Annotated in this window: 24 protein-coding genes, 3 tRNA genes and 2 other RNA genes; 1 reads left to right on the forward strand and 28 read right to left on the reverse strand. The window is 54.1% G+C overall.

The window, feature by feature from the left end; translation table 11 throughout:
- Positions 1-218: 218 nt before the first annotated feature.
- The 24 genes from ACG1VR_RS16700 to sdhC form a co-directional block, all read right to left on the reverse strand.
- Positions 219-294, reverse strand: a tRNA-Lys gene (locus ACG1VR_RS16700).
- Between the two features lie 49 nt (positions 295-343).
- Positions 344-458: non-coding RNA, RtT sRNA (locus ACG1VR_RS16705), on the reverse strand.
- A gap of 15 nt (positions 459-473) precedes the next feature.
- A tRNA-Lys gene (locus tag ACG1VR_RS16710) sits at positions 474-549 on the reverse strand.
- A gap of 44 nt (positions 550-593) precedes the next feature.
- Positions 594-707: non-coding RNA, RtT sRNA (locus ACG1VR_RS16715), on the reverse strand.
- Positions 708-720: 13 nt separating this feature from the next.
- Positions 721-796: transfer RNA gene (locus ACG1VR_RS16720), tRNA-Lys, on the reverse strand.
- A gap of 164 nt (positions 797-960) precedes the next feature.
- Positions 961-1,755, reverse strand: a complete 795-nt coding sequence (gene cpoB / locus ACG1VR_RS16725) for a cell division protein CpoB (protein WP_016535421.1) — start codon at positions 1,753-1,755, stop codon at positions 961-963.
- A gap of 9 nt (positions 1,756-1,764) precedes the next feature.
- Complete coding sequence (pal, locus tag ACG1VR_RS16730; RefSeq protein ID WP_008456172.1) at positions 1,765-2,286, reverse strand: peptidoglycan-associated lipoprotein Pal; 522 nt, start codon at positions 2,284-2,286, stop codon at positions 1,765-1,767.
- Positions 2,287-2,317: 31 nt separating this feature from the next.
- On the reverse strand, positions 2,318-3,610 hold the full coding sequence (tolB, locus tag ACG1VR_RS16735) for a Tol-Pal system beta propeller repeat protein TolB (protein WP_039898006.1): 1,293 nt from the start codon (positions 3,608-3,610) through the stop codon (positions 2,318-2,320).
- A gap of 131 nt (positions 3,611-3,741) precedes the next feature.
- Positions 3,742-5,049, reverse strand: a complete 1,308-nt coding sequence (tolA, locus tag ACG1VR_RS16740) for a cell envelope integrity protein TolA (RefSeq protein WP_395489374.1) — start codon at positions 5,047-5,049, stop codon at positions 3,742-3,744.
- Between the two features lie 32 nt (positions 5,050-5,081).
- A complete protein-coding gene (gene tolR, locus ACG1VR_RS16745) occupies positions 5,082-5,507 on the reverse strand; it encodes a colicin uptake protein TolR (RefSeq protein WP_008456166.1) in 426 nt (141 codons plus the stop codon).
- Between the two features lie 10 nt (positions 5,508-5,517).
- On the reverse strand, positions 5,518-6,204 hold the full coding sequence (gene tolQ, locus ACG1VR_RS16750; RefSeq protein WP_071704076.1) for a Tol-Pal system protein TolQ: 687 nt from the start codon (positions 6,202-6,204) through the stop codon (positions 5,518-5,520).
- Entirely contained in the window at positions 6,201-6,605 is a 405-nt protein-coding gene (gene ybgC, locus ACG1VR_RS16755) for a tol-pal system-associated acyl-CoA thioesterase (RefSeq protein WP_039898005.1), read from the reverse strand. The genes tolQ and ybgC overlap by 4 nt, the downstream gene beginning before the upstream one ends.
- 146 nt (positions 6,606-6,751) lie before the next feature.
- Complete coding sequence (ybgE, locus tag ACG1VR_RS16760; protein WP_016535416.1) at positions 6,752-7,045, reverse strand: cyd operon protein YbgE; 294 nt, start codon at positions 7,043-7,045, stop codon at positions 6,752-6,754.
- A complete protein-coding gene (gene cydX, locus ACG1VR_RS16765; protein ID WP_008456153.1) occupies positions 7,045-7,158 on the reverse strand; it encodes a cytochrome bd-I oxidase subunit CydX in 114 nt (37 codons plus the stop codon). The genes ybgE and cydX overlap by 1 nt, the downstream gene beginning before the upstream one ends.
- 14 nt (positions 7,159-7,172) lie before the next feature.
- Positions 7,173-8,312: a cytochrome d ubiquinol oxidase subunit II gene (gene cydB, locus ACG1VR_RS16770; RefSeq protein WP_016535415.1), complete on the reverse strand. Its 1,140-nt coding sequence runs from the start codon at positions 8,310-8,312 to the stop codon at positions 7,173-7,175.
- 15 nt (positions 8,313-8,327) lie between these two features.
- Positions 8,328-9,896 (reverse strand): cytochrome ubiquinol oxidase subunit I, encoded by a 1,569-nt coding sequence (gene cydA / locus ACG1VR_RS16775; RefSeq protein ID WP_039898004.1) that lies wholly within the window; start codon positions 9,894-9,896, stop codon positions 8,328-8,330.
- An 823-nt stretch (positions 9,897-10,719) separates the two neighbouring features.
- On the reverse strand, positions 10,720-11,592 hold the full coding sequence (gene sucD, locus ACG1VR_RS16780) for a succinate--CoA ligase subunit alpha (protein ID WP_016535412.1): 873 nt from the start codon (positions 11,590-11,592) through the stop codon (positions 10,720-10,722).
- Complete coding sequence (gene sucC / locus ACG1VR_RS16785; protein WP_016535411.1) at positions 11,592-12,758, reverse strand: ADP-forming succinate--CoA ligase subunit beta; 1,167 nt, start codon at positions 12,756-12,758, stop codon at positions 11,592-11,594. Before sucC ends, sucD begins: the two co-directional genes overlap by 1 nt.
- Positions 12,759-12,857: 99 nt before the next feature.
- Positions 12,858-14,078, reverse strand: a complete 1,221-nt coding sequence (odhB, locus tag ACG1VR_RS16790; RefSeq protein WP_016535410.1) for a 2-oxoglutarate dehydrogenase complex dihydrolipoyllysine-residue succinyltransferase — start codon at positions 14,076-14,078, stop codon at positions 12,858-12,860.
- A 15-nt stretch (positions 14,079-14,093) separates the two neighbouring features.
- On the reverse strand, positions 14,094-16,901 hold the full coding sequence (gene sucA, locus ACG1VR_RS16795) for a 2-oxoglutarate dehydrogenase E1 component (RefSeq protein WP_016535409.1): 2,808 nt from the start codon (positions 16,899-16,901) through the stop codon (positions 14,094-14,096).
- Positions 16,902-17,188: 287 nt separating this feature from the next.
- Positions 17,189-17,905 carry a succinate dehydrogenase iron-sulfur subunit gene (locus ACG1VR_RS16800; RefSeq protein WP_016535408.1) on the reverse strand — a complete coding sequence of 239 codons (717 nt, stop codon included), beginning with the start codon at positions 17,903-17,905 and terminating at the stop codon, positions 17,189-17,191.
- Positions 17,906-17,920: 15 nt separating this feature from the next.
- The gene (gene sdhA, locus ACG1VR_RS16805; RefSeq protein ID WP_016535407.1) at positions 17,921-19,687 is read right to left on the reverse strand and encodes a succinate dehydrogenase flavoprotein subunit; all 1,767 of its coding nucleotides are present in this window, start codon (positions 19,685-19,687) and stop codon (positions 17,921-17,923) included.
- On the reverse strand, positions 19,687-20,034 hold the full coding sequence (gene sdhD / locus ACG1VR_RS16810; protein WP_016535406.1) for a succinate dehydrogenase membrane anchor subunit: 348 nt from the start codon (positions 20,032-20,034) through the stop codon (positions 19,687-19,689). Before sdhD ends, sdhA begins: the two co-directional genes overlap by 1 nt.
- Positions 20,028-20,432 carry a succinate dehydrogenase cytochrome b556 subunit gene (gene sdhC / locus ACG1VR_RS16815; RefSeq protein ID WP_016535405.1) on the reverse strand — a complete coding sequence of 135 codons (405 nt, stop codon included), beginning with the start codon at positions 20,430-20,432 and terminating at the stop codon, positions 20,028-20,030. The genes sdhD and sdhC overlap by 7 nt, the downstream gene beginning before the upstream one ends.
- A gap of 645 nt (positions 20,433-21,077) precedes the next feature.
- Here sdhC and ACG1VR_RS16820 point away from each other — a divergent pair.
- On the forward strand, positions 21,078-22,364 hold the full coding sequence (locus ACG1VR_RS16820) for a citrate synthase (protein WP_016535404.1): 1,287 nt from the start codon (positions 21,078-21,080) through the stop codon (positions 22,362-22,364).
- 45 nt (positions 22,365-22,409) lie between these two features.
- Here ACG1VR_RS16820 and nei read toward each other — a convergent pair whose 3' ends face one another.
- From nei to ACG1VR_RS16840, 4 genes are read right to left on the reverse strand one after another with little or no spacing between them, the layout of a single operon-like run.
- Complete coding sequence (gene nei / locus ACG1VR_RS16825) at positions 22,410-23,201, reverse strand: endonuclease VIII (protein ID WP_395489375.1); 792 nt, start codon at positions 23,199-23,201, stop codon at positions 22,410-22,412.
- An 18-nt stretch (positions 23,202-23,219) separates the two neighbouring features.
- A complete protein-coding gene (pxpC, locus tag ACG1VR_RS16830; RefSeq protein ID WP_395489376.1) occupies positions 23,220-24,152 on the reverse strand; it encodes a 5-oxoprolinase subunit PxpC in 933 nt (310 codons plus the stop codon).
- Positions 24,146-24,802, reverse strand: coding sequence for a 5-oxoprolinase subunit PxpB (gene pxpB / locus ACG1VR_RS16835; protein WP_395489377.1), 657 nt, complete (start codon positions 24,800-24,802; stop codon positions 24,146-24,148). The genes pxpC and pxpB overlap by 7 nt, the downstream gene beginning before the upstream one ends.
- Before the next feature lie 13 nt (positions 24,803-24,815).
- Entirely contained in the window at positions 24,816-25,559 is a 744-nt protein-coding gene (locus ACG1VR_RS16840) for a type 2 GTP cyclohydrolase I (RefSeq protein WP_039899149.1), read from the reverse strand.
- Position 25,560 lies beyond the last annotated feature (1 nt).

The raw sequence follows: 25,560 nt of genomic DNA on the forward strand, positions 1-25,560 counted from the left end.
CACGCGATAATTGGCCAGCATTGTTTTGTATGCTAAACAAGATAGCGAATTTTGAAAAAGATGTCGTGGATTATTACTCGATGGTCGGGGAGAGATGCAAAATGATTTTTCGGGCCTGCGGGGATGTTCGAATTTTTTTGGATTACAGCCTGCGTCAGGTTCGAACCCAACACGAATTACAAATAGCAAAAAGGCGCCTTTAGGGCGCCTTTCTACATTGGTGGGTCGTGCAGGATTCGAACCTGCGACCAATTGATTAAAAGTCAACTGCTCTACCAACTGAGCTAACGACCCGCGGTGTGCGGCTACTGCAAACTGCTTTCACAACATTCATCTTAAAAGATGGTGGGTCGTGCAGGATGATTTCACCCTTCGAGCCGTTGCTAAAGCAACGTTGTTTCGCTTTCGCTCAACTCGAACCTGCTGCAGGTTCAAACCCTTCACGATTCACTCACAACATTCATCTTAAAAGATGGTGGGTCGTGCAGGATTCGAACCTGCGACCAATTGATTAAAAGTCAACTGCTCTACCAACTGAGCTAACGACCCGCTGTGCGGTGACTGCAAACTTCTTTTACTGCTTTACTTTAAAGTGGTGGGTCGTGCAGGATGACTTCACCCTTCGGGTCGTTGCTAAGCAACGTTGTTTCGCTTTCGCTCAACTCAAACCTGCTGCAGGTTCGAACCCTTCACGCCTGACTACAGCTTATTACTTTAAAGTGGTGGGTCGTGCAGGATTCGAACCTGCGACCAATTGATTAAAAGTCAACTGCTCTACCAACTGAGCTAACGACCCACTTTTGCGTCACTTTGGGTTTGTTTCGTATCCCTTGGCAACGGCGGCATATATTACTGATTTAAGATTTTGACGCAACAATAATTTTGATGCAGATCGATCAACTGCTTATGTTTCGCACGGCAAGACCAGAAAAACGACGATATCTGGTCAGGCCGCACGCATTATTGGGCATTCAGGCGTTTTTGAGCTTGCTTTGCGCCTTCGCTACCCGGGTACTGTTTAACGACCTGCTGGTACACCGCTTTCGCTTTTGCAACGTCGCCTTTGTCCTGCATGATCACGCCGACTTTAAACATCGCGTCCGGCGCCTTCGGTGATTTCGGGTAATTTTTCACCACGGAGGCAAAATAAAACGCCGCATCATCCTTTTTCCCTTTGTTGTAATTCAACTGACCGAGCCAGTAATTGGCGTTCGGCTGATAGGTTGAATCAGGATACTTCTTCACAAAGTTCTGAAAGGCGCTGATAGCGTCGTCCTGGCGCGATTTATCCTGCACCAGAGCGATAGCCGCATTGTAATCACTATTGGCGTCGCCGCCCTGCACCGGAGCCGCAGGAGCAGCCGTAGAAGCTCCTGCATCCGGCGTGGCCGCTGCTGCGCCCTGAGAGCCATCTGCCGCAGGCTGTTGCGTGTTACCCGCGCCAGCGCTGCTGGCTTCATTCATCTGCAGCAGAATTTGCTTTTGACGCTCCACAACCTGATTAAGCTGATACTGGCTTTCCTGAATCTGACCGCGCAGGGAGTCAATGTCATTCTGGTTATCGGAGAGTTGCTGCTGGAGTTGGGTTAAAAGTTGACTGTGAGCGTTAGAAATACGCTCGAGTTGGGTGACGCGGTCTTCGACCGAGCCTGAGCCGACACTACTGATTGGCGCCTGAGCATTAGCGGCCCAGGGGGCCGCTATGCCAACCAGTAACGACAGACTCAACAAGTGATGTCTGAAGTTACTGCTCATGCGATTCTCTTAGTAAACCAGTACGGCACGACGGTTTTTAGCGTAAGCCGCTTCGTCATGACCCAGTACTGCAGGTTTTTCTTTACCGTAAGAAACGATGGAGATCTGGTCTGCAGAAACGCCTTTACCTTGCAGGTACATTTTAACAGCGTTAGCACGACGTTCGCCCAGTGCGATGTTGTACTCTGGGGTACCACGCTCATCCGCATGACCTTCTACGGTCACTTTGTAAGACGGGTTGCTACGCAGGAAGTTAGCGTGAGCATCCAGCATTGCAGCGAATTCAGAGCTAACATCGTATTTGTCCAGACCGAAGTAAACGATGTTGTTCTGCTGCAGCTGTTGCATCTGCAGACGAGCCTGCTCTTCAGAAGACATGTTGCCGTGGCCGTTAGCGTCCATACCAGTGCCGGCACCCAGCATACCTTCACCGCTCTGACCATTGTTGGCGCTCTTGTTAGAAGAACACGCCGCGATAGCCATAACCGGCAGAGCAATCATCAGCCCTTTCAGCACTTTGTTCAGTTGCATTTCTTTGATCCTTTAATAATCAATATTGTTATCACAGATACGGCGACCAGGCAGGGAATTTGACCTGTCCATCAGTTGCCGGAAGACGCGCTTTGAAACGCCCATCTGTTGAAACCAAATTCAGCACGGATCCCATCCCCTGAGAAGAGCTGTAGATTACCATAGTGCCGTTAGGTGCCAGACTTGGCGTTTCATCCAGGAACGTTGACGATAAAGTTGTTACGCCACCCGCTACCAGATCCTGTTTGGCGATGTGCTGCTGACCGCTAGCGGAGCTGACCATCACCATAAACTTACCGTCGGTGCTGACATCCCCATCCTGGTTCTGAGAACCTTCCCAGGAGAGACGTTGTGGAGCACCGCCATTAATACCGACTTTATAAATCTGTGGACGACCGGCCTGATCTGAGGTGTAGGCCAGAGTTTGGTTGTCCGGGAACCAGGTTGGCTCCGTATTGTTGCTGCGACCTTCGGTCACCTGACGAATCTGACCCGAGGCCAGGTCCATCACGTACAGCTGCAGGCTACCGGTTTTAGAAAGCGCGAACGCAAGCTTAGAACCGTCCGGAGAGAATGCCGGTGCACCGTTGTGCTGAGGGAAGGAGGCAATCTGACGCACCGCGCCGTTCGCCAGCGTCTGAACAACCAGCGCAGAGCGACCGCTTTCGAAGGTCACATAAGCCAGTTTGCTGCCGTCCGGAGACCATGCCGGAGACATCAGCGGCTGCGGAGAACGGTGAACCACAAACTGGTTGTAGCCATCGTAATCAGAGACGCGCAGTTCATACGGGAACTGGCCGCCGTTGGTCTGAACAACGTAAGCGATACGGGTACGGAATGCGCCTTTAATACCGGTCAGCTTTTCAAACACTTCATCGCTGGCGGTATGGCCTGCATAGCGCAGCCACTGCTTGTTCACTTTATAGGAGTTCTGAGCCAGAACGGTGCCCGGTGCGCCAGAGGTATCAACCAGCTGGTAAGCCACGGTGTAGCTTCCGTCACCGTTCGGGGTAACCTGGCCAACAACCACCGCATCGATGCCCAGCGCGGTCCACGCCGCAGGCTGAACTTCCTGAGCAGAACCCGGCTGCTGTGGCAGACGAGAACGATCCAGCGGATTGAATTTACCGCTGTTGCGCAGGTCAGCGGAAACAATCCCGCCGATATCTTCAGGCGCCGCACCCGGGCCTGCCCAGGTAAACGGTACCACGCCAATTGGGCGCGCTGAGTCCACGCCCTGGGTGATTTCAATACGAACTTCTGCGTGCAGCACCGCTGCCCACAGCATTAAGAAACTTAACGCTACACGAAATGCCTGCTTCATCATATCTCCCTTATCCAGGCGGAAAGCCCACGATAATTTAGCAGAATGTTAACAAACCCAAATACACAAAACTACCAAAACCCTGTAACTCAGCTTAGTGTGCTTTCCCCGCCGTGGCGGGGAAAGCCGCGTTAAGGCTTAAAGTCGATCGGTGCGTTCTTAAAGACTTCATAAACGGCTTCACTCGGCGGCTTCGGAATCTTAGCCAGACGCGCTGCCGCAATGGCAGCCTGGCAAAGGGCCGGATCGCCACCTTCGGATTTGATATCCAGCAGCAGTCCATCTGGCGCCAGCTTGACGCGCAGTGAGCAGGTCTTACCGGCAAACGAAGGATCGTTGTAGAACTTACTCTCGATCGCCGCCTTTATTTGACCCGCATAGCCGCTAATTTCAGCACCCGTTGCGCCGTTGTTTTTATTATTCCCTTTTCCGGCAGCGGCTGCGGTATTACCTTTCGCCCCGCCGCCGGTTTTCGGTGCATTCTTACCTGAGCTCAAATCACCGAACAAGTCGTCAACACCCTGCGCGGCGGCTTTGTCAGAAGCCGCTTTCTCAGCAGCGGCCTTTTTCTTCGCGTCCGCTGCCGCTTTCTTATCTGCTGCGGCTTTCGCTGCGGCAGCTTTGTCGGCGGCGGCTTTCTCGGCAGCCTTTTCAGCCGCTGCTTTTTCTGCAGCAGCCTGTTTAGCCGCTTCCGCTTTCTCGGCTGCGGCCTGTTTTGCGGCCTCAGCGGCAGCTTTTTTCTCGGCGTCCTGTGCGGCTTTCTTCGCGGCAGCATCTGCGGCTTTTTTCTCAGCGTCCTGCTGAGCTTTTTTCGCTGCGGCTGCGGCTTCTGCGGCGGCTTTTTTCTCTGCGTCAGCGGCTTTCTTAGCGGCTTCTTCAGTGGCTTTCTTCTGGGCGTCGGCGGCCGCTTTCTTCGCCGCTTCTTCCGCAGCTTTTGCCTGCGCATCAGCTTGTGCTTTCGCCTGTGCATCAGCCTGAGCTTTTGCATCTGCTTTAGCCTTCGCCGCGGCGGCTTCCGCCTGCTTCTGCTGCTCCTGAGCCTGCTTCGCCGCTGCTTCAGCCTGTTTCTGCTGTTCAGCCTGCTGTTTCGCCTGCTCCTGAGCCGTTAAACGCTCTTTCTCCAGCTCTTTCAGACGCTGCTGTTCCGCAGCCTGTTTTTCCTGAAGTTCTTCGGCCTGCTGCTGCGCCTGTTTCTCGCGCTGCTCGGCCGCACGTTTGCTGCTCGCCTGCTGCTGCTGTTGGCGATTGTAGTTTTCCACTACCGCACCCGGGTCAACCATCACCGCGTCAATAGAGGAACCACCGCCACCACCCGCGGATGCATCAATGTGCTCATCAAACGAGCTCCAGATCAGGATGCCTATCAAAATGATATGCAGCACCACTGAAACGACGATCGCTCGTTTTAACTTAGCGTTTTCTTCGGTTGCCTTTGACACTATCGGTTCCCAAACGTTTTAAGCGAGATGGATCAGATTGGCTGCGTCATCAAACCGACGGATTTCACACCCGCCTGATGCAACAGATTCAGCGCTTTGATTATCTCATCATATGGAACATCTTTAGCACCGCCTATCAGGAAAACCGTTTTTGGATTCGCCTGCAAACGGCGCTGCGCTTCCGCAACAACCTGCTCTGACGGCAACTGATCCATACGGTCCTTCTCAACCACCACGCTGTACTGCCCTACCCCGGACACTTCAATAATGACCGGCGGCTCATCGTTACTGCTCACGGTCTGGGAATCTGTCGCATCCGGCAGATCCACCTCCACGCTCTGGGTGATGATTGGCGCCGTTGCCATAAAGATAAGCAACAGCACCAGCAGCACGTCCAGCAGAGGAACGATGTTAATTTCTGACTTTAGCTCACGACGACCACGTCCACGTCTGGCCATGACTTACCCCTTACTGCTTTTCGCTGCTGGTGAAAGCCTGACGGTGCAGGATAGCCGTGAACTCTTCCATGAAGTTGTCGTAATTCAATTCCAGTTTGTTCACACGTTGGTTGAGGCGGTTGTACGCCATCACTGCCGGGATAGCGGCAAACAGACCAATCGCGGTTGCAATCAGCGCTTCAGCAATACCCGGCGCAACCATCTGCAACGTTGCCTGCTTCACCGCACCGAGGGCGATAAACGCATGCATAATCCCCCACACCGTACCAAACAGGCCGATATACGGACTGATGGAACCGACGGTGCCGAGGAAAGGAATGTGGGTTTCCAGGGTTTCCAGTTCGCGGCTCATAGAAATACGCATCGCACGGGACGCGCCTTCTACTACTGCCTCAGGCGCATGAGTATTTGCGCGATGCAGCCTGGCGAACTCTTTAAAGCCGGAATAGAAGATCTGCTCGGAGCCGCTCAGGCTGTCACGGCGGCCCTGGCTCTCCTGATACAGGCGAGACAGCTCGATACCGGACCAGAATTTATCTTCAAACGCCTCTGCTTCACGTCCAGCGGCATTGAGAATACGCGTTCGCTGAATGATGATTGCCCATGATGCTATGGAAAAACCAATCAAAATCAACATGATAAATTTGACCAGAAGGCTCGCCTTCAGGAACAAATCAAGGATATTCATGTCAGTCACTGCTTGAACTCCGCGACAATAGACTTGGGAAGCGCACGAGGCTTCATTAGGTGTGGATCAACACAAACAATCAGCACTTCAGCTTGATTAAGTAACTGATTTTCAGCGTTGACTATTCGCTGCGTAAACACCATTGAAGTGCCGCGCATCGATGTAACTTCACTTTGGATTTCGAGTAAATCGTCGAGTCGGGCAGGCGCAAGATAATCAATCGTCATCCTGCGTACGACAAAGGCGACACGCTCCGCCAACAGGGAATGCTGGTTAAAGTGGTGCTGGCGCAGCATCTCAGTGCGTGCTCTTTCATAAAAAGCAACATAACTGGCGTGGTAAACCACACCACCGGCATCGGTGTCTTCGTAGTAGACACGAACCGGCCATCGAAACAGCGTTGTACTCACTTTACATCCCGGTAATGCAATTAAACGTTGCTACTATACGCAAGAGGATGAGGGTTTGGAATGGGTTGTTTTAAACGTTGCGTAAATTTTTATGGGCTTGTTAAAGCCCATAATTTTTACGGCGTCCGGAGGAGGTGCGCCAGCCTTCAGAAGAAGAAAAATAGCAGGCCGGCGATGAGCACTAAATCAGCAATTAACGGGCAGAAAATTCCCTGCCAGAAAACCTTGTTCGGGCGGAAGCCAACGCCGTGAATGACGCCGGCACAGACGCCCCACATCAGCAGAAAGCCGTGCCAGATAGCCAGCTCGCTCGTTTTTGCGGCAAAACGAGACGGGTCCCAGAAAATGCAGCCCGCCAGCACCAGCGCCATCACTAAGGAAAGAGCCCGCAAGGGGCTCTTATCCATTACCGCGTAGAGCTTCGCGATAACTTGTTCCATCAGTGTTCTTCTTTACCGGCTTTACTCGCCTCAACGTGCTCGAGAGCCAGCGCGGTAATAATCCCGAATGCACAAGCCAGAAGCGTGCCCAGAATCCATGCAAAGTACCACATAATCAGCTCCTTAATTAATACAGAGAGGTGGAGTTGCTTTCAATGTGCTCTTTGGTGATACGGCCAAACATTTTCCAGTAACACCATGTGGTGTAGAGAAGAATGATAGGCACGAACACGATAGCAACATAGGTCATCACATTCAGCGTCAGCTGGCTGGAGGTCGCATCCCACATGGTCAGGCTAGCGTTCATCATGGTGCTCGAAGGCATCACGAACGGGAACATAGCAATACCGGCGGTCAGGATCACACAGGCAAGCGTCAGCGAGGAGAAGATGAACGCCAGAGCGCCCTTCTCGATGCGCGACATCAAAATAGTCAGCAGCGGCAACACCACGCCCAGTACCGGGATAGCCCACAGCGCTGGCATATTGTTGAAGTTAACCAGCCATGCGCCAGCCTCACGAGCCACTTCTTTGGTCAGCGGGTTAGAAGCCGCATGATGGTTAAGGGCAGAAGTCACCACGTAACCGTCAATACCGTAAATAACCCATACGCCCGCCAGAGCGAAGCAAACCATCATTACCAGAGCGGCAATTTGAGCAGCGCCTTTGGCACGCAGGTGCAGTTCACCCACGGTACGCATCTGCAAGTAGGTCGCACCCTGAGCAACAATCATCGACACGCTCACCACGCCTGCCAGCAGGCCAAACGGGTTCAGCAGCTGGAAGAAGTTGCCGGTGTAGTAAAGACGCAGGTATTCGTCGATGTGGAAAGGTACGCCCTGAAGCAGGTTACCGAACGCCACGCCAATCACCAGCGGCGGCACGAAGCTACCGATGAAAATGCCCCAGTCCCACATGTTGCGCCAGCGGGTATCTTCAATCTTGGAGCGGTAGTCAAAACCGACCGGACGGAAGAACAAGGAGGCGAGCACCAGAATCATCGCCACATAGAAGCCGGAGAAGGCCGCAGCGTAGACCATTGGCCAGGCGGCAAACAGTGCGCCGCCTGCGGTTATCAGCCATACCTGGTTACCGTCCCAGTGCGGAGCAATGGAGTTAACCATAATGCGGCGCTCAACATCGGTACGACCAATAACGCGTGACAGCATGCCCACGCCCATGTCGAAGCCGTCGGTGACGGCGAAGCCAATCAGCAGTACGCCGACCAGCAGCCACCAGATAAAACGCAATACTTCATAATCAATCATTTGACGACTCCTGTCTTAGCGTGCCGGCTGAGAAGCCACGTTGGACTGCTCAAAGTGATAGCGTCCTGTTTTCAGGCTGCTCGGCCCAAGGCGAGCGAATTTGAACATCAGGAACAGCTCCGCCACCATAAACAGCGTGTAAAGACCGCAAATCAGTATCATGGAGAACAGCAGGTCGCCAACGCTCAGCGAGGAGTTTGCCACCGCGGTTGGCAGCACTTCACCTACCGCCCACGGCTGACGGCCGTACTCTGCAACAAACCAGCCGGACTCGATAGCAATCCACGGCAGCGGAATACCGTACAGCGCGGCGCGCAGCAGCCATTTTTTAGAGCCGATAGCGTTGCGGGTGACGGTCCAGAAGGACACCGCAATAATGAACAGCATCAGGAAGCCGCAGCCCACCATGATACGGAACGCGAAATACAGCGGTGCAACGCGAGGAATAGAGTCTTTGGTCGCTTTCTGAATTTGCTCTTCGGTCGCGTCGGTGACGTTTTCCGTATAGCGCTTCAGCAGCAGGCCGTAGCCGAGGTCTTTCTTCACATCGTTGAAGTTATCGCGCACGCTCTGATCGGTTGAGCCTTTACGCAGTTGCTCAAGCAAGCTGTAGGCCTTCATCCCGTTACGGATACGCTCTTCATGCTGCACCATCAGCTCTTTCAGGCCGGTAACCTGCTTATCAACAGAGCGGGTGGCGATAAGGCCCAGCGCGTAAGGGATCTGGATAGCGAAGCGGTTTTCTTGTTTATCCTGGTCAGGGATACCAAACAGCGTGAAAGCAGCCGGTGCAGGCTGAGTTTCCCACTCGGCTTCAATAGCCGCCAGTTTGGTTTTCTGCACGTCGCCCATTTCATAGCCGGACTCATCACCCAGCACGATAACGGAAAGGATGGCAGCCATACCGAAGCTTGCTGCAATGGCGAATGAACGCTTCGCAAAAGCGAAGTCGCGGCCTTTGAGCATGTAGTAAGAGCTGATACCGAGAACAAACATCGCGCCGCACACGTAGCCGGAAGCAACGGTGTGAACGAATTTAACCTGCGCAACCGGGTTCAGAACCAACTCGGCGAAGCTGACCATCTCCATACGCATGGTTTCGAAGTTGAAGTCGGAAGCGATTGGGTTTTGCATCCAGCCGTTAGCGACCAGAATCCACAATGCAGAGAGGTTGGAGCCAAGCGCCACCAGCCAGGTGACCGCCATATGTTGAACTTTGCCGAGGCGATCCCAGCCAAAGAAGAACAGACCAACGAAGGTGGACTCGAGGAAGAATGCCATCAGGCCTTCAATGGCCAGAGGCGCACCGAAGATGTCACCCACATAGTGAGAATAGTAAGACCAGTTAGTCCCGAACTGGAACTCCATGGTCAGACCGGTGGCTACCCCCAGAGCAAAGTTGATTGCAAACAACTTGCCCCAGAATTTGGTCATATCTTTATAAATCTGCTTACCTGACAGAACGTAGACCGTTTCCATAATGGCCAGCAAAAACGCCATACCGAGCGTTAATGGCACAAACAGGAAGTGGTACATCGCGGTCAAGGCAAACTGTAAGCGCGACAGTTCGACAATATCAAACATCTTGACTCCTTGCTCTTCGCATGAAGACTTCGACTGTGGTTCGCCGGGAGGCAAATCCACAAGCATGCCCTAATACAAATACATTCGCTTCCAGTCCCTTTTTTTCGCCCACTTTATTCAAATGTGAAATCAAAAGGTGAAAGGTTACAAACACGTTAATAAAATCAAAAATAACCCGTAATTATATTACCCTGCAATTCCCTTACAATAAATAGGTCCTTGCTTAATGTTTTTTACGTTTTACGATGGCGATCAATTTATAGCTAAAACACAGTTATTCGGCCAGTTTGATCTACAGCAATTTTGCTCTTTTATACCCTTCAATACCAGCTTTAAACATTGATCCAACACAATTTACGCTGACAATGTTAATTATTTTTCAAGAGAGAATTAATCGTAAATTTGTTGTTAACGATATGTTCCATCGCTTCGCTTGGCGTTAAAATAAAGGCGCTTATTATCAACATACAGCGGATATTAACGCGCAAAACTTAAATTTCCCTCCCGCTACGTCTTAAGATACCAAACGTTATTTAGCTCACATTATTTCGCCGCTTATTGGCCTTACCGTTTAATATTCACAAATATTTCACTTTTGATATAAATTAAATTAACAAAGCATTATTTTTTATAAGGTTACAGAGAGTAAATATCGCGGATGGAAACAATTATTGTTTCTGAATAGAACAGGATAAAAACGCAGAATATCGATAACGGGCCCGAACTGGCCAAAGAGAAAACATAAAAAAAGGCCACCCCAGGGCGGCCAACCATGTCGAACACTTATTATTACTGTTTCCCCCGCTTGCGCGGGGGCATCTGCTTACTGCGGCAGAATCGTTTTCAGCGCTTCGCCGATATCGGCAAGGCTGCGTACTGTTTTCACGCCAGCGGCTTCCAGAGCTGCGAATTTCTCATCCGCCGTCCCCTTACCACCCGCGATGATGGCGCCAGCATGGCCCATACGCTTGCCTTTTGGCGCGGTTACGCCAGCGATGTAGCCAACAACCGGTTTGGTTACGTGCTCTTTGATGTAAGCGGCGGCTTCTTCTTCAGCGCTCCCGCCAATCTCACCGATCATCACGATGGCTTCGGTTTTCGGGTCTTCCTGGAACATCTTCAGAATGTCGATGAAGTTAGAGCCAGGGATTGGGTCGCCGCCGATACCTACGCAGGTAGACTGGCCCAGTCCGATATCGGTAGTTTGCTTAACCGCTTCATAGGTCAGCGTGCCGGAACGGGAAACGATACCCACTTTGCCCGGCAGGTGAATGTGGCCCGGCATGATACCGATTTTGCATTCCCCTGGGGTGATAACGCCCGGGCAGTTAGGCCCGATCATGCGCACGCCAGCTTCGTCCAGTTTTACCTTCACGGTCAGCATATCCAGGGTCGGGATGCCTTCGGTGATGGTAATAATCAGCTTAATACCCGCGTCGATAGCTTCCAGAATCGAGTCTTTACAGAACGGAGCCGGAACGTAAATAACGGTGGCAGTTGCGCCGGTAGCTTCTACTGCTTCACGCACGGTATTGAACACCGGCAGGCCCAGATGAGTGGTGCCGCCTTTGCCCGGCGTTACGCCGCCAACCATCTGCGTACCGTAGGCAATCGCCTGTTCGGAGTGGAAAGTCCCCTGGCTGCCGGTGAAGCCCTGGCAAATTACCTTGGTGTTTTTATCGATCAAAATGGACATTATTTCCCCTCCACGGCAGCAACAACCTGCTGTGCTGCGTCGGTCAGACTTTTCGCTGCAATAATATTCAGGCCGCTATCCGCCAGCTTTTTAGCGCCCAGCTCGGCGTTGTTACCTTCCAGACGTACCACTACCGGGACGCTAACACCCACTTCGGCTACCGCGCCGATGATGCCGTCAGCAATCAGGTCGCAACGTACGATGCCGCCGAAGATGTTAACCAGAACGGCTTTCACTTTGTCGTCTGACAGAATGATTTTGAACGCTTCGGTTACGCGCTCTTTGGTCGCACCGCCGCCAACGTCAAGGAAGTTAGCCGGTTCGCCGCCGTGCAGCTTAACGATGTCCATGGTGCCCATTGCCAGGCCAGCGCCGTTAACCATGCAGCCGATGTTGCCGTCGAGAGCAACATAGTTCAGCTCCCACTGTGCAGCCTGAGCTTCACGCGGGTCTTCCTGAGACTGGTCGCGCATTTCACGCAGGTCAGGCTGGCGGAACAGCGCGTTGCCGTCAGCACCCAGTTTGCCGTCGAGGCAAATAAGGTCGCCCTGCTTAGTGATAACCAGCGGGTTGATTTCGATAAGCGCCAGGTCGCGCTCAAGGAAAATAGCCGCAAGGCCCATGAAAATTTTGGTGAACTGCTGAACCTGTTTGCCTTCCAGACCCAGTTTGAACGCCAGCTCACGTCCCTGGTAAGGCATTGGCCCAGCCAGCGGATCCAAAGCTACTTTGTGGATCAAGTGCGGAGTTTCTTCGGCAACTTTCTCGATTTCCACGCCGCCTTCGGTAGAAGCCATAAAGACTACGCGACGGGAGCTACGGTCAACGACTGCGCCAAGATACAGCTCTTTGTCGATGTCGGTCGCGGCTTCAACCAGAATCTGGTGTACCGGCTGGCCGGTCGCGTCAGTTTGGTAGGTCACCAGGCGTTTGCCCAGCCAGTGCTCGGCGAAAGCACGGATATCTTCTTTGCTGTTAACCACTTTCACGCCGCCCGCTTTACCGCGGCCACCGGCATGAACCTGACATTTCACCACCCACGGGCCCGAGCCAATTTTAGAAGCGGCTTCTTCCGCTTCGCGCGGTGTGGAACAGGCGTAACCGACGGGTGCCGGTAAACCATACCGAGCAAACAGCTGTTTCGCCTGATATTCGTGTAAGTTCATGAGTTCTATCCATCCAGATAAAGAGCATTAACGCTCGGGGTAAGGTTAGATTTGGTTGTAGGGGCGGGCGCCAAAGCACCCGCCAGAGTCTTATATCGACTACACGTCCAGCAGCAGACGAGTTGGGTCTTCCAGCAGATCTTTAATCGCTACCAGATAACCCACGGACTCACGACCATCAATCAGACGGTGGTCGTAAGAGAGCGCCAGATACATCATTGGCAGGATCTCTACTTTACCGTCAACCGCCATTGGGCGGTCTTTGATGGCGTGCATGCCCAGAATCGCACTCTGCGGTGGGTTGATGATTGGCGTAGACATCAGGGAGCCAAACACGCCGCCGTTGGTGATGGTGAAGTTACCGCCGGTCAGCTCTTCTACGGTCAGCTTGCCGTCACGGCCTTTCACCGCCAGTTCTTTGATGCGTTTTTCAATGTCGGCCATACCGAGGGTATCGACATCTTTCAGCACCGGCGTAACCAGACCGCGCGGAGTAGAAACCGCGATGCTCACGTCGAAGTAGTTGTGGTAAACCACGTCTTCGCCATCGATGGAAGCATTCACTTCCGGATAGCGTTTCAGCGCTTCAACAACCGCTTTAATATAGAAGGACATGAAGCCCAGACGCACGCCGTGGCGTTTTTCGAAAGCTTCACCGTACTGCTTACGCAGTTCCATGATTGGCTTCATGTTCACTTCGTTAAAGGTCGTGAGCATGGCGGTGGAGTTTTTCGCTTCCAGCAGACGCTCGGCCACGCGCTTGCGCAGGCGGGTCATAGGAACGCGTTTTTCGCTGCGGCCGGCCAGCGGTGCAACCGGAGCAGCTTCTGCCGCTTTAGCCGGTGCAGGCTGTTTAGCTTTTGCTTCGCTCAGGTGTTTTTCTACATCTTCGCGAGTGATACGCCCGCCCACGCCGCTGCCTTTAATCGCGCTGGCGTCGAGGTCATTCTCTGCAATCAGGCGGCGAATCGCCGGGCTGAGGGCATCGTTATTCTGCTCTTCGAGAGAAGCCTGCTGGCGCTGTGCCGGAGTAGACTCTTTGCTGTCGGCTTTGGCAGAGGTTTCTTTTCCGCCGCTATTGCCTTCACGCAAACGCCCCAGAATCTGACGCGAGGTAACGGTAGTGCCTTCGTCTTCCAGCACTGAGTCCAGCACGCCGTCTGCGGATGCAGGAACTTCCAGCACCACTTTGTCAGTTTCGATTTCAACCAGAACTTCGTCACGTTTGACGCTGTCGCCCGGTTTTTTATGCCAGGTTGCCACTGTCGCGTCGGCTACGGACTCAGGCAGGTCAGGAACTAGAATATCTACGCTACTCATTATTTATCCTTTAATTTATTCGACGTTCAGCGCGTCATTAACCAGATCTTGCTGTTGCTTCTGGTGAACGGACATATACCCTACCGCCGGAGAGGCGGAGGCCGGGCGACCTGCGTAACGCAGACCGGACCCAAACGGAATCACTTCGCGGAAGTGGTGCTGGCTGCAATACCAGGCGCCCTGGTTCAGAGGCTCTTCCTGGCACCAGACAAAATCATGTACATGAGCAAACGGCTTCAGCGCTTCCTGCACCGCCTGGTGCGGGAACGGATAGAGCTGCTCGATGCGCACAATCGCCACATCCTTCTGATCGTTCTTACGACGCTGCTCGAGCAAGTCGTAGTAAACCTTACCGGAACACAGTACCACGCGTTTTACGGCTTTAGGATCCAGCTCATCAATCTCACCAATTGCCGGCTGGAAGGCGCCGTTGGCCAGTTCATCGAGGGTGGAAACCGCCAGCGGATGGCGCAGCAGGGACTTAGGTGACATCACCACCAGCGGACGACGCATCCCGCGCAGCGCCTGGCGACGCAGCATGTGATACACCTGAGCCGGAGTAGACGGCACGCAAACCTGCATGTTCTGCTCGGCGCAAAGCTGGAGATAACGTTCCAGGCGAGCGGAGGAGTGCTCCGGCCCCTGGCCTTCATAGCCGTGCGGCAGCAGCATGACCAGGCCGCACATACGCCCCCATTTCTGCTCGCCGGAGCTGATGAACTGGTCAATAACAACCTGAGCACCGTTGGCAAAGTCGCCAAACTGCGCTTCCCAGATGGTCAGCGTGCGCGGCTCTGCGGTGGCGTAGCCGTACTCGAATGCCAGGACCGCTTCTTCAGACAGCACGGAGTCCCATACGTTGAAGATGCCCTGGCTGTTATGCACGTGGGCCAGCGGAATGTAGGTTGAGCCGTTGGTCTGGTTATGGATAACCGCATGGCGGTGGAAGAAGGTACCACGGCCGGCATCTTCACCGGACAGGCGGACGGACACGCCTTCATCAACCAGGGTTGCATAGGCTAGGTTTTCCGCAGCGCCCCAGTCGAACAGCTTGTTGCCGTTCGCCATTTCCTGACGGTCGCTGTAGATTTTCGCTACGCGAGACTGCATCTCCACGGATTCTGGCGCGGTGCTGATGCGCTTAGCCAGTTCCTGAACGCGTTTCATCTCAACTTTGTTCGGGTAGCTTTCGTCCCATTCGTGGTTGAGGTACGGCGACCAGGTAAAGGAGTGCATATTCATCGGACGCCACTCGCTCACTACGCACTCGCCTGCATCCAGCGCATCGCGGTACAGATTCACCATTTCGGTAGCATCTTCCAGCGTTGCCAGTTTGGCCTGCTCCAGCTTATCGGCGTAGATTTTACGCGGGGTCGGATGTTTTTTGATTTTCTGATACATCACCGGCTGAGTTGCGCTTGGCTCATCAGCTTCGTTATGACCATGGCGGCGGTAGCAAACCAGGTCAATAAACACGTCGCGCTTGAAGGTATTACGGAAATCAAGCGCCAGGCGAGTCACAAAGGCCACCGCTTCCGGGTCATCCGCGTTTACGTGGAAGATAGGTGCCATCACCATCTTACCGATATCGGTACAGTACGGCGTGGAGCGAGCATCCAGCGGGTTGGAGGTGGTGAAACCAATCTGGTTGTTGATAACAATGCGAACCGTACCGCCCACTTCATAGCCGCGAGCTTTAGACATGTTCAGCGTTTCCTGAACCACGCCCTGCCCGGCTACTGCGGCGTCACCGTGAATGGTGATCGGCAGAACCTGGTTGCTGCCTGGTTTGTCCAGACGATCCAGGCGCGCACGCACGGAGCCGATAACCACCGGGCTGACGATCTCAAGGTGCGACGGGTTAAACGCCAGCGCCAGGTGAACCAGGCCGCCTTCGGTTTCCACGTCGGATGAGAAGCCCATATGGTACTTCACGTCGCCGGTGCCGAGGTGCTCTTTATGTTTACCGGCAAATTCGTCGAACAGATCCTGCGGCTTTTTGCCCAGAACGTTGATCAGGACGTTAAGACGACCGCGGTGCGCCATACCCAGCACCACTTCACGCGTGCCGCTCTTGCCCGCGTGGCGAATCATCTCTTTAAGCATCGGCACCAGCGCGTCGCCGCCTTCCAGCGAGAAGCGTTTAGCTCCCGGGAATTTAGCGCCTAAATAACGCTCCAGGCCTTCCGCCGCGGTCAGTTCGCTCAGGAAGCGCTTTTTCTCGTCCGGCGTAAAGGTAGACTGGCCCACCACCGATTCAATGCGCTGCTGGATCCAGCGTTTTTCTTCGGTGTTGGTGATGTGCATATATTCCGCGCCGATAGAGCCGCCGTAAGTCTGCTGCAGGGCGTCAATCAGGTCGGCAAGCTTCATGGTTTCTTTGCCGCCAGCAAAAGATCCCACGTTGAAGCTTTGCTGAAGATCTTCATCGGTAAGGTTATGGAAAGCCGGATCGAGATCTGCCACGGACTCCTGCTTCCACAGGCCGAGCGGATCGAGATTCGCAGCCTGATGACCGCGGAAACGCCAGGCGTTAATCAGCTGCAGCACTTTCACTTGCTTAACGTCAGTGTCAGGATCAGTGATTGCGGTGGAGTAACGTGAGGCATCCTTCGCCAGACGACGGAAATAATCACGCGTTTTTGAATGGAATTGATCCGGTCTGGCTCCGGTTCCAGGTAACTGCTGGAACATGGTGCGCCAGTGCGCATCAACAGAGTCAGGATCGGTTAAGAAGTCTTCATAGAGCTGCTCTATGTAGGACTGGTTTGCGCCCGCCAGCCAGGAAGAGTCCAGCCAGGGCTTCATCGCGCCGTTCTGCATCGTGATCCCTTAAGCATTTATATGCTTATTTCGCCGTGGATAACTATAACGCACACCGTAGGGCATACGGGTATACGTTCCAGGGTTCACTCTCTGCGAGCATCATGAATATGGCCCGCGAAGGAACCTTTAAAAACTGTCTTAAGGGTTTCCCCTCGCCTTCCTTCTCTCCCCACTGGAGTGAGGGGGAAGGCCGTCGGCAGTTTTTAAAGATCTCCTGCAATCCGTTCCCTCTCCCTGTGGGGAGAGGGTCTGGTCGAGGGAAATAGCGCTCCCTCTCTTACTGCTTATGCACTACGTTGCAACAGCATCGACTTAATATGGCCGATAGCTTTCGTCGGGTTCAGCCCCTTAGGACATACGCTGACGCAGTTCATAATGCTGTGACAGCGGAATACGCTGAAAGCATCGCTAATGCCGTCCAGGCGCGACTCGGTTTCCGTATCGCGGCTGTCTATCAGGAAGCGGTATGCTGCCAACAGGCCAGCCGGGCCGATGAACTTGTCCGGGTTCCACCAGAATGACGGGCAGGAAGTCGAGCAGCAGGCGCAAAGAATGCACTCGTACAGACCATCCAGTTTTTCACGCTGCTCCGGCGATTGTAAATGCTCGCGAGCGGGTGGATTTTGCCCATTATTCAATAGGTAAGGCTTAATCTTCTCATATTGAGCATAGAATTGCCCCATGTCCACAACCAGATCGCGGATTACCGGCAGGCCCGGCAGAGGACGGATGACTATCTTCTGCTTACCGTTGCCAAGAGCCGAGATTGGCGTGATACAGGCCAGGCCATTTTTACCGTTCATGTTCAGGCCGTCGGAGCCGCAAACGCCTTCGCGGCAGGAGCGGCGGAACGACAGGCTTGGATCTTTTTCTTTCAGCTGCATCAGGGCGTCGAGCAGCATCATGTCGCGCCCTTCTTCCCCTTCAAGCGTGTACTCCTGCATATGCGGAGCATCATCAACGTCCGGGTTGTAACGATAAATGGAAAATTCGAGTTTCATCGCAAGTCTCCGCTATTAATAAGTACGCACTTTCGGCGGGAAGGCCGCGCGCAGTTTCGGCTGCATGTTCACCTCGCGGCGGGTCATGCTTTCCGACTCTGGCAGATACAAGCTGTGGCAAAGCCAGTTCGCATCATCCCTTTCCGGGAAGTCGAAGCGGCTGTGAGCGCCACGGCTCTCAGTGCGGAAGTTAGCGGAAACGGCCGTTGCATAAGCGGTTTCCATCAGATTATCCAGCTCCAGGCACTCAACGCGCTGGGTGTTGAATTCGCTGGAAGTATCGTCCAGACGGGCGTTTTTCAGGCGCTCGCGGATGGCTTTCAGCTGCTCAAGACCCTTGGCCATCGCATCACCTTCGCGGAATACCGAGAAGTTATGCTGCATACATTCCTGAAGCGCTTTACGGATTTCCACCGGATCTTCACCGTCACGGTTACCGTTCCAGCGGTTGAGGCGCTCAAGGGAGGCATCGATTTCGGCCTGAGTTGCGTCAAGCAGGTCGCCCTGCTCGGCAATGGATTCTTGCAGATGCAGGCCCACCGCACGACCAAACACCACCAGGTCAAGCAGGGAGTTGCCGCCCAGACGGTTTGCACCGTGTACGGATACGCAGGCTATTTCGCCCACTGCGAACAGGCCAGGGATGACGACGTCTTCGCCCTGCTCGTTCACGGTCAGCGCCTGGCCGGTTACTTTGGTCGGAATACCGCCCATCATATAGTGGCAGGTTGGGATAACCGGAATCGGCTCTTTCACCGGATCTACGTGGGCGAAAGTGCGGGACAGTTCCAGGATGCCCGGCAGGCGGGATTCCAGAACTTCTTTACCCAGGTGGTCGAGTTTAAGTTTAGCGTGCGGACCCCACGGGCCATCACAGCCGCGGCCTTCACGGATTTCGATCATGATAGAACGCGCTACCACGTCACGACCCGCCAGATCCTTCGCGTTCGGGGCATAACGCTCCATAAAGCGCTCGCCGTGTTTGTTAAGCAGGTAACCGCCTTCACCGCGGCAGCCTTCGGTAACCAGAACCCCGGCCCCGGCGATGCCGGTTGGGTGGAACTGCCACATTTCCATATCCTGCACCGGCACGCCCGCACGCAGCGCCATGCCGACACCGTCGCCGGTGTTGATGTGGGCGTTGGTAGTGGACTGATAAATACGGCCTGCACCACCGGTTGCCAGCACGGTTGCGCGGGCCTTGAAGTAAACCACTTCACCGGTTTCGATGCACAGCGCGGTACAGCCTACGACTGCGCCATCGGCGTTTTTCACCAGATCAAGCGCATACCACTCGGAGAAAATGGTGGTGTGGTTTTTCAGGTTCTGCTGGTACAGGGTGTGCAGCAGCGCGTGACCGGTACGGTCAGCTGCGGCAGCAGTACGTGCCGCCTGCTCGCCGCCGAAGTCTTTAGACTGGCCGCCAAACGGACGTTGATAGATGGTGCCATTTTCCAGACGGGAGAAAGGCAGACCCATATGGTCGAGTTCCAGAATCGCTTCCGGACCGGTTTTACACATATATTCAATGGCGTCCTGGTCACCGATGTAATCGGAACCTTTTACCGTGTCGTACATGTGCCATTCCCAGTTGTCTTCGTGGGTGTTACCCAGCGCAACGGTAATACCGCCCTGCGCAGACACGGTGTGGGAACGGGTTGGGAAAACTTTTGACAGCAGGGCGCAGGTCTGGCCCGACTGGGATATCTGTAGCGCTGCGCGCATACCTGCGCCACCGGCGCCGATAACTACGGCATCAAACTCTCTGACTGGCAAATTCATTACACACCCCACACCACAACGAATCCATAAATGACGTAAACCAACAGCGCGACAACAATCAGCAACTGTAAAGGAAGGCGAATGCCCAGCGGTTTAACGTAGTCGGTCAACACCTGCCACATGCCAATCCAGGCATGAATCAAAATAGAGAACAGCGCCAGCAGGGTGAAAACTTTGGTGAAGGCAGAGGCAAAGAAGCCGTGCCAGACGTCGTAGGTCAGCTCGCTGTTAAAAGCGAAGAAGCCAATCATATAGATGATGTACAGGGTTAATACGATGGCGGTAGCGCGAACCAGCACATAGTCGTGCACGCCATTGCGACCCAATGCGGAGGCATTGCTTACCATACGAGGACTCCTGCAAGAATTGAAAGCACGACAGTAATCACAAAGGAAATTTGTGCGGATCGTTTGCCCGCTACCAGGGTCTCTTCCAGATAGCCAAAGTCCATCAGCAGGTGGCGAACGCCCACCACGACGTGATAGGCCAGAGCAGTCAGAATGCCCCACATTATAAATTTAACGATAAAGCTGCCCATCACGGCCGAGGCAGTCAGAAAACCTTCCGGGGAGGAGAGTGATAGTCCCAGCAACCAAAGCAGAATCCCGACCGCCACAAATGTGATCACGCCGGAAACGCGGTGGAGGATGGAAGCGATTGCAGTGACGGGGAACCGGATCGTTTTAAGATCCAGATTGACAGGTCGTTGTTTTTTCACGTTTCTTATCATGAATAGCGCCCACATGCTCTTCTTATTGTTTCCTTCCTCCGGATCTGCATTCGGGGTCAGACAGCGCTAACTTTCTATAACTGTGCGTCATGCAAAAAACAGCTACATCCAGAGGCCAGAGAACTGGCTACAACGCTGGGTGGCTCCCGGTAGCAGGGTGTTCCGGAGACCTGGCGGCAGTATAGGCTCTTCACAAAATCATTACAATTAACCCACATAATGTTTGAAGGGTTTTGCTCGGAACAGTGAGCACGATCACGATAACAACATTATTTTAAATTTTAATCATCTGATTTGACAAAAGTTAAACATTCTTGTTACAAACAGGGCCAGAAAAGCCGTATAATTCGCAAAAGTTATAGGGTCAGCCTTTCACCTGAGTAATAGTTATGTAACAGTGGATGGGTATTGACCCGAGAGATCAGGACAGTTATTAGTGATATACAGGTTTGAATGATACTGATTGCTAAAACGCTGATTTGCTGTTGTTTCGCCCTCAAAGCGAGTGTTACCTGCAAGCGCCCATCGCTCTGTACCCTGGTTGTACTCCTCTAAACAGAGCCGCGAGCCAAATAAAAAACTGGTAACCAACCATTGTGGGTTCGAATGCAAATCCGGCGCCCGGCAGTCTTATGAAATAAGGCGCTAAGGAGACCGTAAATGGCTGATACTAAAGCAAACCTCACTCTTAAGGGTGAAGATGCTCTCGAACTTGATGTGCTAAAGGGCACGCTAGGTCAGGATGTAATTGATATCCGTAGTCTTGGTTCTAAAGGTGTATTTACTTTTGACCCGGGCTTCACGTCTACCGCATCCTGTGAGTCCAAAATCACCTACATCGACGGTGATGAAGGCATTCTTTTGCACCGCGGCTTCCCGATTGACCAACTGGCAACCGAATCAAGTTACCTCGAAGTTTGTTACATCCTGCTGAATGGCGAAAAGCCCACTCAGGCTCAGTTCGAAGAATTCAAAACCACCGTTACCCGCCACACCATGATCCACGAGCAGATCACCCGTCTGTTCCACGGCTTCCGTCGCGACTCGCATCCGATGGCGGTTCTGTGCGGCGTAACCGGCGCGCTGGCGGCGTTCTACCACGACTCGCTGGACGTGAATAACCCGCGTCACCGCGAAATCGCCGCCTTCCGTCTGCTCTCCAAGATGCCGACCGTAGCAGCGATGTGTTACAAATATTCGATTGGTCAGCCGTTCGTTTACCCGCGCAATGACCTCTCCTATGCCGGTAACTTCCTGAACATGATGTTCTCCACGCCGTGCGAGGACTATGAAGTTAACCCAATTCTGGAACGCGCCATGGACAGGATCCTTATCCTGCACGCGGACCACGAGCAGAACGCTTCAACCTCCACCGTGCGTACCGCAGGCTCTTCAGGCGCTAACCCGTTTGCCTGTATCGCCGCGGGTATTGCTTCCCTGTGGGGGCCGGCACACGGCGGCGCAAACGAAGCCGCGCTGAAAATGCTGGAAGAGATCAGCACCGTTGAGCACATCCCGGAATTCATCCGTCGCGCCAAAGACAAGAATGACTCTTTCCGCCTGATGGGCTTTGGCCACCGCGTGTACAAAAACTACGACCCGCGCGCCACCGTGATGCGTGAAACCTGTCATGAAGTGCTGAAAGAGCTGAACCTGAAGGATAACAACCTGCTGGAAGTGGCGATGGAGCTGGAACACATCGCGCTGAACGACCCGTACTTCATCGAGAAGAAACTCTACCCGAACGTGGACTTCTACTCCGGCATCATCCTGAAAGCGATGGGCATCCCATCTTCCATGTTTACCGTTATCTTCGCGATGGCGCGTACCGTGGGCTGGATTGCGCACTGGAACGAAATGCACGACGACGGCATCAAAATTGCCCGTCCTCGTCAGCTGTACACCGGCTACGACAAACGTGATTTCAAATCCGACCTCAAAAAGTAATATTTCAGCTTTCTGAGTAAAAAACGCGCCCGATGGCGCGTTTTTTTATTTCTGGCAGGCCGGGCACCAATAAAAAGGCCTTGATGAAAGCATCGTTTTTTCAATTATCCCACCGCAGCGTTCGCACGGCTCCCCGGCACGATGAAACACCCTGAAGCTGAAGATAGCTCCGTGATGTTTATTCTCATTAACCTGCCCTCGAGTCTGATAGGACAAACGCGGAATGGCCAGCAGAGCTGAGGCAAAACGCTCAGCCTGCTCAATGGTGAGATCTTCGGCACGATGATGAGGCGCAAGCCCGGCCTCCCAGAGAATTTCCACCCGAAGATAGTTACCCAGCCCGGCCAAAAATGCCTGATCCAGCAACAGGCCGCTGAACTGCCTGCGGCGAAAACGCGGCGACAGCAGGCGCGCTTTGACCTGCTCCACCGTTAAGGTTTCATCCAGCACATCCGGCCCTACGCGCAGCAGGAATGGATGCTTTTCAATCTGCGCCTGCTCGAGTATTTCAATATCCGAAGCGCTATACAGCAAAATAGCTTTTTCAGCCGTTTGCAGCTTAACCCGTAGCACTCGCTTAGTTTCTGGCTCTTTATCAGCCTCAACCACGCGCCAGACGCCATACAACTGGTTATGGCTGTATAATGTCAGCCCGTTAGAGAAATGCGTCAACATCGCTTTGCCGCGGGTTTCAATCCGCTCGATAGTTTTGCCCGTCAGCATGGCCTCAAACGGTTTTAGCTCCTCATAAGCAAACCAGGCTTCGGTTAACGGCTTACCGGCAACGGCGGCTTCAAGCTTGTCCGCCGCGCGGCGAATTTCCGGTCCTTCCGGCATACTACACTCCCCAAATGCTTAGTCTTCCTGCGCTAATTGCCAGGCCAGCTGTTCAAGATAGACTGCCTGTTCACGGCGCGCTTTTAGCGCCTCCTCAAGCGAGCACTGAACAAAATGAATCGGCTCGCCCAGCCTCACCTGCGCCAGGTGGTAAAGGTCAGCCTCGATAACGCAGGCAATACGCGGGTAGCCGCCGGTGGTCTGGGCGTCATTCATCAGCACAATCGGCTGGCCGTTATGCGGCACCTGAATAACACCCGGCAGCAGCCCGTGAGACAACATCTCCCGCTCGATCCCCCGTTCCAGCTCGGCCCCCTGCAATCGGTAGCCCATGCGGTTACTCTGCGGACTTATCTGCCACGGAAGCCGCCAGAAACTTTCCTGTGCGGTCTTGCTAAATTCCTGATATTCCGGCCCCGGCAGGGCGCGAATGCGGTTGCCCCAAAGCAGCTGTTTTACCCCGCGAGAATGCCGGAATTTGCGCTGCGCCGCTTTCAAAGGAATTCGATCGCCGTCGCGTAACAAGCGGCCATGATAGCCGCCAATACCCGCTTTTAAGTCGGTACTGGCTGACCCCATAACCTGCGGCACATCCAGCCCGCCCGCAACGGCAAGATAGCTCCGCATCCCGTGGGAAGGCGTTTTCAGCGTAAGGCGCTGCCCTGCTTTAACCGGCAAGCGCCATCCTGTCCAGACGGCCTTGCCGTCCAGCTCCGCATGGCAGCCCGAGCCGGTTAGCGCAAACCAGCCTGATTTTTCAAACTCTACAACGCACTGCCCGAGAGTGATTTCAAGCAGCGGCGCATCCTGCTCGTTGCCCACCAGCAAATTGGCGACACTGGCAGCCGGAGCATCGAGCGCACCGCAGCGGCTGACGCCAAACTGACGGAAACCTTCCCGCCCGGTGTCCTGCACGCTGGTCTGCATTCCGGCGCGAAGAATATTCAGCATACGCCCTCCTTCTGCGGCACAAAGCGCACGCTGTCTCCGGGTAATAATAAGGTTGGCGGCTCGCCGCCGGGGGTAAACAAGCTGAGGGAAGTCCGGCCAATAATTTGCCAGCCTCCCGGGGTTGCAAGCGGGTAAATGCCCGTCTGGCCGCCGCCGATGCCTACCGAGCCTGCGGCAACCTGAAGGCGAGGCTCCCCGCGGCGCGGCGTCGCAAGCGTCTCCGGCAGACCGCCCAGGTAAGCGAACCCCGGCTGGAAGCCAAGGAAATAGACGATGTATTCCGTGCCTGAATGAAGCGCTACCACCTGCTCCGGCGTAAGCTGGCTGTGGCGCGCCACTACGTCAAGATCCGGGCCCTGCTCGCCGCCATAAATCACCGGGATCTCAATCCGGCGGGATTCAGGGGCAAAGGCCTCACTCTCTTCCCACCAGCTTTGCAGCCACTCAATCCCGTCCAGCGCCAGGCGTTCAGGGTGTTTGAGCACCACGGTGATGTTATTCATGCCGGGAATGGCCTCGCTCACCTCATCAGAGGCGGTAAGGCGGCGCAGCAGACCCCAGATGCGTTGCTGGCTGGTTAATAAAACCGGCGGTTCCAGCTCGAGAACGACCGCCCTTTCACCTAACAAATAACAGCGAGCTCGTTGCACACGCCCTCCGGCATTAAGCGGGGTTCGGAATATCGATAAAGGTTACATCGAGGTCGGTTTCGCTATTCAGCCAGTCGCTGAGCGCCTGAATACCCCCGCGCTCTGTTGCATGATGACCAGCGGCATAGAAATGCAGCCCCTGCTCGCGAGCGGAATGAATGGTCTGCTCGGAAACCTCACCGGTGATAAATGCATCCACGCCAAAGCGTGCCGCACTGTCGATAAAGCTCTGCCCGCCGCCGGTACACCACGCCACGCGGCGAATCTGGTCGGGGCCTGTGTCGCCGCACCACAGCGGCGTGCGGCCTAAGCGCATCTCAATCCACGACGCCAGCTCAACGCCGGAAAGCGCCGTTGGGAATTCGCCCCACGGCACCAGAGGCTCAATTTCACCTTTGGTTTCAATCCCCAGCAACGCGCCAAGCTGGGCGTTATTGCCGAGCTGAGGGTGCGCGTCCAGCGGTAAGTGCCAGCCGAACAGATTGATGTCGTTAGCCAGCAGCGTTTTCAGGCGGTTACGTTTCATGCCGCGAATAACGGGTGATTCGTTTTTCCAGAAATAACCGTGGTGCACAATCACAGCATCGGCCTGCTGACGAACCGCTTCATCAAGCAATGCCTGGCTTGCGGTGACGCCGGTAATAATTTTTTTGACCTCTTCCCGGCCTTCAACCTGCAGGCCGTTTGGCGCAAAATCGCTGATGGCCGCGCTGTTCAGCTTTTCATTAATCAGGCGTTCCAGTTCACTGTTTTTCATC

Origin of the sequence: Cedecea davisae, from assembly GCF_044095835.1 — a bacterium.
GTDB classification, from domain to species: Bacteria; Pseudomonadota; Gammaproteobacteria; order Enterobacterales; family Enterobacteriaceae; genus Cedecea; species Cedecea davisae.